Source organism: Eudoraea sp., from assembly GCF_039969275.1.
GTDB lineage: Bacteria > Bacteroidota > Bacteroidia > Flavobacteriales > Flavobacteriaceae > Eudoraea.
This window is the reverse complement of sequence record NZ_JBDVOC010000017.1, coordinates 333,164-346,827: the sequence shown is the minus strand read 5'-3', so window position 1 is coordinate 346,827 and position 13,664 is coordinate 333,164. Positions and strand designations below refer to the sequence as shown.

General features: G+C 36.4%; 9 protein-coding genes. 7 read left to right on the top strand and 2 right to left on the bottom strand.

Features of this window, described 5'->3' with window-relative positions; translation table 11 throughout:
• Positions 1-232 precede the first annotated feature (232 nt).
• Positions 233-1,435 (bottom strand): 6-phosphofructokinase, encoded by a 1,203-nt coding sequence (locus ABJH90_RS17045; protein WP_348140256.1) that lies wholly within the window; start codon positions 1,433-1,435, stop codon positions 233-235.
• Positions 1,436-1,604: 169 nt separating this feature from the next.
• On the opposite strand from ABJH90_RS17045, the gene ABJH90_RS17040 reads away from it, so the two are divergent.
• Positions 1,605-2,657, top strand: coding sequence for a class I fructose-bisphosphate aldolase (locus tag ABJH90_RS17040; RefSeq protein WP_348140254.1), 1,053 nt, complete (start codon positions 1,605-1,607; stop codon positions 2,655-2,657).
• A gap of 130 nt (positions 2,658-2,787) precedes the next feature.
• Here the strand turns inward: ABJH90_RS17040 and ABJH90_RS17035 are convergent, their stop codons facing one another.
• On the bottom strand, positions 2,788-7,203 hold the full coding sequence (locus tag ABJH90_RS17035) for a translocation/assembly module TamB domain-containing protein (protein WP_348140252.1): 4,416 nt from the start codon (positions 7,201-7,203) through the stop codon (positions 2,788-2,790).
• A gap of 95 nt (positions 7,204-7,298) precedes the next feature.
• Here ABJH90_RS17035 and tsaD point away from each other — a divergent pair, with 95 nt between their 5' ends.
• The 6 genes from tsaD to ABJH90_RS17005 all read left to right on the top strand — a co-directional run bounded on the left by tsaD (position 7,299) and on the right by ABJH90_RS17005 (position 13,664).
• Positions 7,299-8,324, top strand: a complete 1,026-nt coding sequence (gene tsaD / locus ABJH90_RS17030) for a tRNA (adenosine(37)-N6)-threonylcarbamoyltransferase complex transferase subunit TsaD (RefSeq protein ID WP_348140250.1) — start codon at positions 7,299-7,301, stop codon at positions 8,322-8,324.
• A 110-nt stretch (positions 8,325-8,434) separates the two neighbouring features.
• Positions 8,435-9,145, top strand: a complete 711-nt coding sequence (locus ABJH90_RS17025; RefSeq protein WP_348140248.1) for a 16S rRNA (uracil(1498)-N(3))-methyltransferase — start codon at positions 8,435-8,437, stop codon at positions 9,143-9,145.
• Positions 9,146-9,302: 157 nt separating this feature from the next.
• Positions 9,303-9,944 (top strand): DUF4159 domain-containing protein, encoded by a 642-nt coding sequence (locus ABJH90_RS17020; RefSeq protein ID WP_348140246.1) that lies wholly within the window; start codon positions 9,303-9,305, stop codon positions 9,942-9,944.
• 3 nt (positions 9,945-9,947) lie between these two features.
• Positions 9,948-11,036 carry an AI-2E family transporter gene (locus ABJH90_RS17015; RefSeq protein WP_348140244.1) on the top strand — a complete coding sequence of 363 codons (1,089 nt, stop codon included), beginning with the start codon at positions 9,948-9,950 and terminating at the stop codon, positions 11,034-11,036.
• Between the two features lie 73 nt (positions 11,037-11,109).
• Positions 11,110-12,222 (top strand): class I SAM-dependent methyltransferase, encoded by a 1,113-nt coding sequence (locus ABJH90_RS17010; RefSeq protein WP_348140242.1) that lies wholly within the window; start codon positions 11,110-11,112, stop codon positions 12,220-12,222.
• Positions 12,223-12,287: 65 nt separating this feature from the next.
• Entirely contained in the window at positions 12,288-13,664 is a 1,377-nt protein-coding gene (locus tag ABJH90_RS17005; protein ID WP_348140240.1) for a Gfo/Idh/MocA family oxidoreductase, read from the top strand.

Sequence of the window (13,664 nt, the reverse complement as noted above, 5' to 3'; positions counted from 1 at the left end):
AACCCTTTATTTAACACTTGACAGCACCTAAATCGTTATAGTAATAAATTTCTTTATTTCTAAGGCAAAAAAAACCTATTTACGGATGTCTTTAGCCCATTAAAAGCTGTAAAAAAATAGACATATTAAACCAGACAAATGTCATTTGCAAATAAAATAACAAATCATCTCAAAAAAGTTATGTTCAATCAACTAATTAAGGATCTATTTTTATTTAAGTGATTGCTTGTAATTAGTCATTAGTCATGATAAATAAGGGCAGCATTTCAAAGTTTTTATAAAATGGATGGAGTTTTGGGCGGTTATAGAATTTATCCACGTTAACGAACTTTTTAGTTTCTGTAACAACCTCAATTGGCACATGATCATATCGTCCATTTTTCAATACCACCATTCGGCCATCAATCCCTTTAAGTATTAAATCGAGCGCAAGATTTCCATAGGCTGTGGGCACTACAGAATCAATAAAATCAGGGTCGCCGCAACGTACCATGTATCCGAGTTTCTGATTGATTACATTTACGCGATTTCCCTTATTATATTTAGGGGATATTTTTTTTAACGCAAGAGAGACTTCATCACCAATACCACCCAACTTCGCATGGCCAAAGGCATCTTTTTCCATACCCTCAAACTTCATTTCACCACCTTTAAAAGTGGCCCCTTCGGAAATAAGTACAATGGAATAGTTACTCGGATTTCTATTCCTGTCCTCTGTAAGTAACTCTGCCAGTAGTTCTATATCAAAAGGTACTTCGGGTATCAGACATCTATTAGCTGCTCCTGCCAAAGTAGGCAACATAGCGGTAAATCCGGCATAACGTCCAAATACTTCCAGTACCAGAAAACGTTCATGAGATCCTGCTGCCGTCCGAAGACTATTTGTAAGACTAATAGTTCTCGTAACACATGTGCTGAAACCAATACAATAATCTGTTCCCGGAACATCATTATCCATGGTTTTAGGAATGGCCATTACCTTAACTCCTTGTTTGAACAAATGAACGGCATAGCTGAGCGTATCGTCTCCTCCAATAGCAATCAGATAGTCTACACCTAACCAATCGAGATTTTTGATCACTTCTGGTGTAAGATCATTGATCTCCTTATTATAGGTATCTCTTAAATGAGCTGGAACTATTAGGTTGGATACATGGCTTGCCCTTGTCCTGGAAGTATGAAGAAAAGTTCCACCGGTTCTTGCTGCTTTGTTCACTACTATCTGGGAAAGCTCCATAAAGTTATTGCTGTTGTCGTGCTTACCGTCTCTTACAATATCTATTAATCCTCCCCACCCTCTTCTAAAACCAATCACTCTATATCCTTCACGTATTGCTCTGAAAGTAACGGCTCTGATTGCCGGGTTAAGGCCGGGTACATCTCCACCCCCGGTTAAGATGCCGATAGTGCCTTTGGTCTTCTTAATTTTTGCCATAATATTTTTTTATTAAATTTTCATTTCAAAATCACTAAAAAACTAGGATGGTTAAAGTACTAAATTATGGTGATAATCTTATTAACATTTTCAAAAAAAATCTCTGAAATCGACCTTAAAAACGCCTTTATCAGCGTATCTTTATATGACGATTGAAAACAGTATTATTATGTCATTTAACATTGAAAATATTTTAGGCAAAGAAGCTGGTTACCTGTTAGATCACAAGTGTAACACGGTAAAAAAAGAACATCTACATCTACCCGGTCCTGATTTCGTGGATCGTGTTATGACAACTTCAGACAGAAATCCTGTCGTACTTCGCAATATGCAAACTCTTTTTAATAACGGACGAATGGGTGGTACAGGATATGTATCTATTCTTCCCGTGGATCAAGGTATTGAACACACAGCGGGTGCGTCGTTTGCACCAAATCCCATTTATTTTGATCCTGAGAAGATTGTTGAACTTGCTATAGAAGGCGGTTGTAATGCTGTTGCTTCTACTCTTGGTGTCCTTGGTTCCGTTTCAAGAAAGTACGCACATAAGATTCCATTTCTCCTTAAATTGAACCATAATGAATTACTTACCTATCCCAATAAGTTTGATCAGATAATGTTTGCAAGTGTGAATCAGGCTTTTGAAATGGGTTGCGTTGCCGTTGGAGCAACAATATATTACGGCTCTGAAGAGAGTACCAGACAAATTCAGGAAGTTACCGAAGCTTTTGAATATGCTCATGAACTAGGTATGGTAACAGTCTTATGGGCATACCTTCGTAATCCTGGTTTTAAAAAAGACGATAAAGATTATCACGTTTCTGCGGACGTAACCGGTCAGGCCAATCATTTGGCTTCCACAATCCAGGCTGATATAGTAAAACAAAAACAGGCTGAAAATAACGGAGGTTTTAAAGCAATAAATTTTGCCAAAACGCACGAGAAAGTATATTCTGAATTAACCACAGATCACCCAATTGATCTTACCCGATACCAGGTAATGAATTGTCTTATGGGCAGGGCGGGATTAATAAATTCCGGTGGATCTTCCGGCGATAATGATTTGGCTCAGGCCGTTAAAACCGCAGTGATTAACAAACGTGCAGGAGGTATGGGGTTAATATCAGGGCGAAAAGCTTTCCAAAAACCAATGGCAGACGGTGTAGAACTTTTAAATGCAATCCAAAATGTGTATTTAGATGATAAAATTACAATTGCTTGATTTTTAATATTTTAAATTTGTCTACTTATATTTAATTATAGCATTAAATATAACTATTAAGAAGCACCCCGGAAAACCGGGGTGCTTCTTTTTAGTATGTTTTATATATTTCGCTAAAATGGACCAATCATCATTTTGGAACATTCGTCTTCGGATAAAATTTTATTAAACTATCCTTCCCCATAACCGCATCAGGAGTTGCCGACACCTGTGGCTCCTCTGTTTCAACATTCTTCTTTTTAAAGATCTTTTGCATAAGTTCCTTAAAACTATTGAAATCTACCTCGTAAGAAATACCAACCCCTTGTGTATATCCTTGCTGTTCTGACAAAAACTGTTGTATTTCGTTTTCGCGATTAAAGATCTTGGCTCGCAGAGTCCCTTCTTCATTTAATAAAACCTGTATTTCCACATCACCGGCAACCACAGTTTCACTTACCCCTCCCACAGGAACCCCGAACCTACCATTAAATAAAACTTTGTCACTTATCTGAGTAGATACTGTGACACCTATTCTGTCTTCGGTAGAAATATCATTGGGATCCAAATAACCTTGCTCGTAAGTAACCCCAAAATCAAACTTATCATCACCATCATCAAGAACCTGATTTAATAAGCCGGAGGCCGTTTGAATTAAATTGCCTGTAACTGCTTGCTGGTTTATTCCTGATCCTTCACTAACGAAGGTCCCCTGGGCTAACAGAAAAAATGCATTTCGTTCTTCTATAGTCGGATCCTGGAGCCTGTATTCCAATTCAGATTTTACGGTAGAACTCGTCCCTGGAAATTCAATATTTAAATCAATAGTTGGTCGCTCTAACTGATCCGTAAGCCTAATAACCACATCAGTAGGGATTCGCCTGCTATATCCTGCATTATCAAGCAAGGGAGCCGGGTTTGCATTCAAGGAATAAACTGCTTCCATGTCTAAAGTTGCCTCCAGGGGCGAACCATCCCAAACAATACTACCCCCAGGTTTAACATTAAAAGCACGATCAATAATTCCTCCAAACTTGTAATTATACTCTCCTGTAACGACTACAAAATCACCCCACATATTAAACTTGCCGTTGGTATTAATCTCAATATAAACCAGGCCTGCTCCTGTTCCTTTTAAAGAACTTCCGGTTTTGGGATCAACTACGATCTCTACCTCCGCATCAGGGGTTACATCCAAATCAAATTTTAATTCTAAACCATAGTATTCTTTGATTTGACGCTCGAGGTCAATAGTTTCATCTTCATTTTTATTAATAAATGTGATAAAAGAGTAATCCCCTACGGAAGTGACATCACTTATGGGAATTTTTAAAGATGTTCCCCTGGCTGTTGAACCTTCAAAATTAATGTTCAGGGCATTGGACGGTCCAAATATTCGTCCCCTGCCACTAACAAATCCGGTTCCATAGTAGAGTATTTCTTCTTCAAATTCTGTATTTAGTATTAAAAATCTATCCCCACTGGTATTTATGTCTAAATCAAAATTCCATTTCTTAAAGAAATTATGCTCTATTGTACCATCCAGAATCGCCTCGGTATTCAAAGCAACATCCGTAAGCGTGATATTCTGAAAATTGAAAGTCTGATCATTTAATTTAACCACAGAGTTAGCTCCAAAATCATAATCTACGTTGAGATAGGGCACAGATATCCCTGCATTATTCATAGTTAAAAGTCCGTCAATATCAGGATTCCTAATATCTCCCTTTATTTGAGCATTGCCATTAAGCATTCCTCGAATATTGGAAATAATATCCTTTCCCAAAGGACTAAAAGGTTCCATATTAAAATTACTGAATGTAGCCACCAGATCTGCCTGAGGTATTTCCTGATCTCTGGTAACCTTGCCAAATACCCCAAATTTTTCAAGCCCGTTTTCCTTAATTTGAGAATTTACGGAAAATTCGGTAAGGTCACGATTACCAACAACACCAATGGAAAGATTCCCGAGATCTATTTCGTTTATTCCAAATTCAGATATATCCAAATTGCAAACCGGCAAGTAAATATTGTCTTTTTGAAGTACGTTTAAGGTACCATTTATCTCACCTTTGAGCTTTAAGCTATCTATAGCCGGGGTAATTTTATTTAGGGAAACAATTTTAAACTGAAGTTCCAAATCTTTGAACGTAGAGTCTGCAAGTTGCCCTCTTAGCCTAATTTGTTCCCTGTTATCGTTGTTCATTACTATTTCTTCAATAGTAATACTATCCAGGGTACTATTTAAAATTACCTTGTTTTTGCTATTGCTTTCACGATTCAGAACCCATGTATTACCCTTAAAACTTACGTCAGATTTTTTTAAACCAATTACTGATTTATTATCCTGATTGAAAGTGTGGTAAAAATTTAAGTTGTAACTATCGTTATACTCACTACCTCCTTTAAATTCCGTTCTAAAGAACAGCGTATCATTCAATGTGGTATTAATCAGGTTAAAATCTTTAACATCATAATATCGAGTTGAAAGATCCTGAACAGCCAGATAGGTATTAAAAAGTGGGTTTTTATTATCAATCCTAAAATCAATACTATCTAATTCATTACCATAGGCAGAAATATAAGGCGATTTGAAATTTAGTTTAAAATCCCCCTCATCTGCGATAATATTACCTTTGATAAAAGTATTTGGGCCAAAGGCAACCTCTGGAAAAAAAACTTCAACGATTTTATTATAAATCTTAAAATTAAAGGCCATTTCCTGCCCTCCTGAAATTTCATATGGTTTGTAGTTTGTATAAATACTCCCTATTGAATTTCGCACCAGTCGACCAAGCTCCCTTACTTTAAATTTACCCCTCATATATCCTGTAATTATATCAGGAGAATTTATTTCTATAACCCTTGTAGAATCTTCAGAAAATGTGGATTCAATTTTGAAGTCTTCAAAGTAATAAGTGCTATTTTTATTCTGATAATTTGTTTGGGAAAACTTTATATCTCCCTCAATACTTTGAAAGGAACTTCCTGTGATGTCCATAGTTACATTACCCTTAAATACAGACACACTATCATCTATAAAATTTAATATTTTCAGATCTGCATAATCCACCAAAGCATTAAAATTGAAACTACTTTTATCTGCGCTGAAATCTGCCAGCCCTTTAAATCTAAACTTTAAGTTCTCATCATTACTGATTAAAGACCCATCGAACAACTGATCTTTTAGGATCCCGGAAATCTTGATGTCTTTATAATCATAGCTGTTGAAATTAACATTATACACCTGCCCAAAAACTTCAGTATTCAGATTCTTGCTTACAAAACCTTTACCTTCAACATTAACGTCTATAGTTGTTTTTCCTAAACTTTTATTTTCGGTAAAACGTCCCAAATCAAAATCAATTAAGGATACGAATCCTTTATAACTGGCATTGTCTATATTGTTGATTTCTGAAAGGGTAAGATCTACATAACTTCTTCCTATGGCTGTGTTCAGATTTGCCCGGGTTTCTATTGATTTGGTTGTAATGAATGTTTCACCCCTTACCGTAAACTGTCCTAACCTCTGAAAAATAGAAGGAAGAGATTTACCCAATATTTTAGGTAATAAGGACCTTAGCTCATAATAGCTGGTAGTAATGTTCTTTATCTGTGCATTGAGCTCAAAAGGCCCTTCTTTTGAGATTATATTTTTAAAATTAAAATCCCCTCTAATCCCTGTATTATCTGATTGTAGAAATAAGCTTTCTACATTCAAATCATTTAATACCCCATTCACATTCGCTGAAAAATTCACTAATTTTTCTGAACCGAATTGGTCATACAACATATTAATCTCATCTAAGGCAACTGAGGAATCGATGAAATCTGCATTTAAATTTACCTTGTCTATAAATTGTGCGAGGTCTTCCCTTTTATAATTAAATACCAGATTGCCAACTATATTAGATTTGGGAGTTTGAATTTGCAGGGAATCAAATGTCATTTGTTGCTTGGTGTATTTAAAACTTGTAGCCAGCTTTTTAACATCGATACCCAAATTACTTTTTAGTGATAAGTTTTCAATAACGATACTAACTTCGGGTCCTAAAATTTGAAAATCACGGGCATCTATGTCAAGGTTCCTGAAGTTTAATACCTCAACTTTTTCCTTATTCATATCTGTTAACCGGAATGTACTATTTTCTATTTGAACATCTGATGAAGAAAAATAAAAAGGAGGCGTGTTCGGGTCACGGGGTTTTTTGTCGTCTAACTTGTCAACAAAAACACCGAGATTATTGTCGTTTTCTCCTTTATAAGTTTTAAGATTAAAAAGCAGTCCTTCTATATCTATATCACCAAATTGTAATTTCCCATTTATGAGATTTCGTACGCTTAATATGGACGTGGATAGCTCCCGAATGTAAATTAGAGTGTCCTGCTTGTAGTCTTCCACATAAACATCCTTTAAGGCAGTGTCCCATGAAATTAGAGAAATTCTAAGTCGGTCAACATTAATATTGGTGCCAAATTCATTGTTTAAAGTCTCAGTAGCGTAACGCGCAAGCCTGGTCTGTACGCCTGGCAGAGAAAGAATTATAGTGCCCAAAACGCAAGTCATCAGGAAGACTAGAAGCGTTCTAACGAGTATTTTTCTCAGTTTTTTGATAGGGCGATTATGTTTTACCTTTGTACTACCAATTTTTGTTCCAAAGCATGAGTCATAAACAAAATATATATATTCTGGCTATAGAATCATCCTGTGATGATACATCGGCCGCTGTTATGCACAATGACAAGACGCTTAGTAACGTGGTAGCCACGCAAAAAATTCATGAGGCATACGGAGGTGTTGTTCCGGAACTTGCATCAAGAGCACACCAGCAAAATATTGTTCCGGTAGTACACCAAGCGTTAGCCAAAGCAAATATCGACAAAAAACTAGTATCGGCCATAGCATTTACGCGCGGACCTGGACTATTAGGTTCTTTACTGGTGGGGACTTCATTTGCCAAATCACTTTCATTGGGTCTCAAGGTACCATTAATAGAGGTTAATCATATGCAGGCACACATTTTAGCGCATTTTATAAAAGAAGAAGATAAAAAAGTGCCCCCCTTTCCATTTTTAGCTTTAACCATCAGTGGTGGACACACTCAGATAGTTTTGGTCAATAATTATTTTGATATGGAAATCCTTGGAGAAACCCTTGATGATGCGGTTGGAGAGGCATTTGATAAGAGTGCAAAAATTCTAGGCTTACCTTATCCCGGAGGGCCATTAATTGACAAGTACGCCGCAAAAGGAGATCCTTCGGCTTTTCCTTTTCCAAAACCAAAAGTAAAAGACTTAAACTTTAGCTTTAGTGGTTTAAAAACCAGCATCTTATACTTTATTCAAAGAGAAACTCGTAAAAATCCAAATTTTGTTGAACAGAATTTGAATGACATATGTGCCTCGATTCAAAGTACAATTATTCGTATTTTGATGGACAAACTAAAGAAGGCTTCAACGCAAACCGGGATAAAAGAAATAGCGATAGCAGGTGGTGTTTCTGCTAATTCTGGAATAAGAAAGGCGTTACGAGAAAGTGAGGTTAAATACGGATGGAGTACATACATTCCAAAATTTGAATACTGCACGGATAATGCGGCAATGATTGGTATTGTTGGCTATTTAAAGTATATTGACGGGGTCTTTAGCGATGAACGTATTGCTGCAAAGGCCAGATATGTTATTTAAATATAACTCAATTAGGTTTAGTTTTTTTGAAGAGGCGAAACGGATTTGGCAATGAAAAGAATTCGTCAAAAATGAATTAACTGGCAAATAACTAATTTTTCAATTTTATTATGCAACTTTTCTATAATCCCTCACTTGATAATAGCGCCAATCAGTTTTCTTTTAATAAAGAAGAAAGCAAACATATTGTAAAAGTCTTGCGAAAAAAAGAAGGAGACGAACTTTATATTACCAATGGCAGAGGGGTATTATTTACCGCAAAAATTCTAGCTGCAGATATGAATATGTGCAAAGCAGCCATTATTTCAACACAAAAGAGAAACCCTAAAATGTTCCGGCTCCACCTGGCCGTTGCTCCTACAAAAAGCGCTGAACGATATGAATGGTTTCTTGAAAAAGCGACAGAAATTGGGGTTCATGAAATTACACCAATCCTGTGCCATCATTCTGAACGCAAAATACTTAAAATGGAGAGACTTCAAAAAGTAGTTCAGTCCGCTATGAAACAATCACTTCGAACCTACCTGCCTAAAATAAATAATCCGGTTTCATACTCAGAATTTCTCTCTCAGGATCATAAGGAACTGCTATTTATTGCACATTGCGAAGAAGAAGAGAAACTGGACCTTAAACGCTGCATCCTTGCTGATAAGGATGTAACTATATTGATTGGACCCGAAGGGGATTTTTCTCAGAAGGAGATAAAAGAAGCCTATGAAAACAATTTTTTGTCAATTTCCTTAGGTGAAGCCCGTTTAAGAACTGAAACAGCTGCCATAGTAGCTTGTACCGCGGTAGCATTAATAAATAGTGGGTCATAAACTTCAAAAAGTCTTTGATTAAAAAATACCGCGATTAGACTTTTCCGGGAATTTGCAGTCTAATTATTCAATTGATTAAGATGTAATAAAATTTTGGAAAGCAACTTTTTAATCGCTATTTAATTATCTTTAGGCCTATTAGATCCGAATCTTTTCTATGAAAATACTTCCCCTGTTTTTGACAATTTTGTGGATACTCAATGTTAATTCACAGGAAATCGCAATTCTAAAATACAATGGCGGTGGTGACTGGTATGCTAATCCAACGGCATTGCCGAACCTTATCAGGTTTTGCAACGAAAATATAGATACAGAAATTGAGCAAAGACCTCAAACCGTGGAAGTGGGCAACCCAGAAATTTTTCAGTATCCTTTTTTACATATGACAGGTCATGGCAACGTTTTCTTTTCTCAGGATGAAGCTGATAATTTAAGAACCTATCTTCTTTCCGGGGGATTTGTTCATATTGACGATAATTACGGAATGGAGCCCTATTTGAGAAAAGAACTAAACAAAGTTTTTCCTGATCAAGAACTCGTCGAGATTGGTGCAGACCATGCAATTTTTACAACGCAGTATGAATTTCCTAAGGGCTTACCAAAGATTCATGAACATGATGGCAAAAGACCACAGGCTTTGGGTATTTTTCATGAAAATAGATTGGTATTATTGTTTACCTATGAGTCGGACCTGGGTGATGGATGGGAAGATCCCGAAGTGCACAACGATTCAGAACAAATACGGCTTAAAGCCTTACAGATGGGCGCTAATATTATACATTATGCATTCAAAAATTAAACTATGAATTCAAAGATGATTTCTGATGGAATACTTAGGGCTGTAGGAATTATTACGGCAATTCTACTTGTTTGCTATTTCCTTTTTAAAATTAATATAGTACTGATTTACATTACCATAGCGCTTGTTATATCACTCTTAGGAAGACCTATAGTTGTATTCCTAAGAAATAGATTAAAAATGAATAATACCCTTGCGGTAATATTAACTATGGTAACATTTTTAGGTCTAATAATTGGGATTATTTTATTGTTCATCCCCTTGTTAATAAAGCAGGGGCAGAATCTTTCTTTGCTAAATATTGAGGCCTTACAGCAAAATCTTGAAAATCTTTACAATGAGGTTACTACATATTTTGGAATTACCACAGTTGACCTTAAAGTGCAACTTCGCGAATCCAAACTATTTTCCAGGATTAATTTTGGAGTAATTCCAGAGTTTTTAAACTCTGTCGTTGGTCTGTTGGGAAGCATAAGTATTGGGCTATTTTCGGTTATCTTTATTGCTTTTTTCTACCTAAAAGACAGCAAACTACTTCAGGATAATTTAATGGCATTGGTTCCAGATGAAAAAGAGGCCAAGCTTAAAAAATCAATTTATACTATAAAACTTCTTTTATCGCGTTACTTTGGGGGATTGGTTCTTCAAATTTCGATACTTTTTGTAATCTATACTGCGGTTCTTTTAATTTTCGGAATTGAAAATCCGGTAGTTATAGCATTTCTATGCGCACTTTTAAATCTCATCCCATACATCGGACCTATTATTAGCGGATTTTTAATGGCCTTGTTAACTATGACGAGTAACTTAGGTGCAGACTTCAGCACCGTAATTCTGCCTAAAACCATTTTTGTAATGATAGGTTTTGCAATAGGACAACTGGTGGATAACTTTTTCTCTCAACCGTTTATTTTTTCCAATAGTGTAAAATCGCACCCGCTTGAAATATTTCTTGTTATTATTATTGGCGGGCTTCTTTTTGGTATCACGGGAATGGTCATCGCAGTACCCGGATATACCGTAATAAAGGTGATTTTAAAGGAGTTTTTTGCCGATAATAAGATCGTAAAGTCCTTGACCAAAAATTTATAGTTATACTTTGAATAAAGATATCTTAAAAACTGGTGTACAGAGTTATATAAATAATAATTTAAATACTGACATCATGTCAGTATTGTTGAAAAAGACAAATTTTGATAATGTTTCTTCAAAAGATCTAGCACAACAGATAGAAAGCAAAAAAAAGTGTGCTGATAAACTCCCGACCTGGTACAATTCAGAAAATATATACTACCCTCCAAAGTTAAATATTGAGCAAACCTCCTCAGAAAAAACAGCCTTGTATAAAGCTGGTTTTGTCAATGGAAAATCTCTCCTGGATCTTACTGGTGGCTTTGGTGTGGACAGTTATTTTTTTAGTCAAAAGATACCCCGGGTTATTCTATGTGAAATTAGTCGGGAATTATCAGAAATTGCCGCTCATAATTTAAACATTCTTCGAGCACTCAATATTAATGTTATAAATGTTGATGGAATTGAATATTTAAAAAAGTCTGATAAAAGTTTCGATTGGATTTATGCAGATCCATCCAGAAGAGATAAAACCAAGGGTAAAGTATTTAAATTATCAGATTGTTCTCCGGATATCACAAAACATCTGGATCTGCTTCTGGAAAAATCAAAATCCATCCTCCTTAAGACCTCTCCCCTCTTGGACATAACTGTTGGAATCAAAGAATTAAAAAATGTTGAGGAGATCCATGTAGTTGCAGTGAATAATGATGTTAAGGAATTACTATGGATCATTAAGGACGACAATACACAAGATCCTTTAATAAAAACTATCAATATTAAAAATACACAGGATGAGGTTTTTGTTTTTAAACGCTCAATTGAAAATACAACTAAATCTGATTACGCCAAGCCCCTAGACTTCCTGTATGAACCTAATACTGCCATTCTGAAGGCTGGAGCATTTAAGATCCTTGGAAACAAATTCCATTTAAAAAAGCTACACGAGCATACCCATTTGTACACCTCTGAAAAAGAAGTGAAATTTCCAGGGAGAGTTTTTAGAATACTTACTACTTATCCCTACAGTAAAAAATCAATAGCCGCTCTGAATGTTCCAAAGGCTAATATTACTATTCGCAACTTCCCTATATCGGTTGCTGATATTAGAAAGAAATATAAAATAAAGGAAGGCGGGGAGCTCTATTTATTTTTTGTAAAGGATCTCGATAATAAACTCCAGATTCTTAAATGTTCAAAAATATAGGAAAAATATTTTTCGGTATATTTAGATAATCTTACCAACTAAATATAACTATTGACAATAAACAAATGGAATCCAAAACATTCTACATCAACCGGAGAAACTTTCTTAAAGGCGCTACAGCAGCGGCCGTATTATCATCTTTTGGAACCTATGGGTTTGAACTTATGTACAGGGATAAGCCATGGCGCGTGGGACTTATTGGGGCAGGATGGTATGGAAGCAGCGATCTCTATAAACTTATTCAGGTTGCAAATGTTGAAGTTATCTCAATCTGTGATGTTGACAGTAATTTTACAGCAGATACGGCTAAGCTGGTATCACAACGACAAAAATCCGGTAAAATGCCCAAAACATACTCGGATTACCGGGAAATGCTCGCAAAAGAAGGTTTGGAAATTGTGTTAATTGGTTCACCGGACCATTGGCATGCGCTCCAATGCATTGATGCGTTAAAGGCGGGGGCTCATGTTTATGTTCAAAAGCCGATCAGCGTTGATGTTATTGAAGGAGAGGCTATGGTAGCAGCCGCAAGAAAATATAATAGAGTTGTACAGGTTGGAACACAGCGTAAAAGTACTCCTCACTTAATCCATGCCAAAAAGAATATAGTTGACACCGGGATGCTTGGTAAAATATCTCATGTTGAGATGTGTTGTTATTTCCATATGCGCGCAAATGGCAATCCTCCTCTTGAGAAAGTTCCTGATTTTCTAGACTACGAAATGTGGACCGGGCCTGCACCTCTGAGGCCCTATGATGGGATCCCTCATAAAAGATGGTGGCGTACATTTATGGAATATGGCAATGGTATCATGGGTGATATGTGTGTTCATATGCTGGATACCGTTAGATGGATGCTGGCTCTGGATTGGCCTAACCGCATAAGTTCTACGGGAGGTATTTATGTTCAAAAGGACGGTAAATCCAATATTGCAGATACACAGTCCGCTATTTTCGAATATGATAATCTCAATTGCATCTGGCAACATAGAAGCTGGGGCACTCCGGATGATCCTGAATACCCCTGGTCATTTAAACTATTTGGGGAAAAAGGAACACTTTCAGGGAGTACAATGCAATATGATTTTGTTCCATACGGAGATGGTAAACCCCTGCACATGGATGTGGTGTACGAAAAAGAGCAATATCCCGAAGATTTAACGGAAAAGAACATAGAACTTAATGCCGCACCGGCCACGAGGTTGCATATGCTCGATTTTCTGTCAGCTATAGATAAAGGCACAAAACTCCGTTCGGACATTTTGGATGGTCACATTTCGACAGCCAGTTGTATTCTTGCAAATTTGTCTATGGAAGTTAAAAGACCTTTGATTTATGATCGGAAAAATCTGGTAATTGTAGATGATTTAGAGGCGACAAAACTGTTGCAAAGACCTTATCGCAGTCCATACGAACATCCCCATCCTAACCAGTTTATTTGA

Excerpts from the sequence above, each read along its gene's own strand:
- ABJH90_RS17045 (WP_348140256.1), bottom strand. The coding sequence starts at position 1,435 with ATGGCAAAAATTAAGAAGACCAAAGGCACTATCGGCATCTTAACCGGG.
- ABJH90_RS17040 (WP_348140254.1), top strand. The coding sequence starts at position 1,605 with ATGTCATTTAACATTGAAAATATTTTAGGCAAAGAAGCTGGTTACCTG.
- ABJH90_RS17035 (WP_348140252.1), bottom strand. The coding sequence starts at position 7,203 with ATGACTTGCGTTTTGGGCACTATAATTCTTTCTCTGCCAGGCGTACAG.
- tsaD (WP_348140250.1), top strand. The coding sequence starts at position 7,299 with ATGAGTCATAAACAAAATATATATATTCTGGCTATAGAATCATCCTGT.
- ABJH90_RS17025 (WP_348140248.1), top strand. The coding sequence starts at position 8,435 with ATGCAACTTTTCTATAATCCCTCACTTGATAATAGCGCCAATCAGTTT.
- ABJH90_RS17020 (WP_348140246.1), top strand. The coding sequence starts at position 9,303 with ATGAAAATACTTCCCCTGTTTTTGACAATTTTGTGGATACTCAATGTT.
- ABJH90_RS17015 (WP_348140244.1), top strand. The coding sequence starts at position 9,948 with ATGAATTCAAAGATGATTTCTGATGGAATACTTAGGGCTGTAGGAATT.
- ABJH90_RS17010 (WP_348140242.1), top strand. The coding sequence starts at position 11,110 with ATGTCAGTATTGTTGAAAAAGACAAATTTTGATAATGTTTCTTCAAAA.
- ABJH90_RS17005 (WP_348140240.1), top strand. The coding sequence starts at position 12,288 with ATGGAATCCAAAACATTCTACATCAACCGGAGAAACTTTCTTAAAGGC.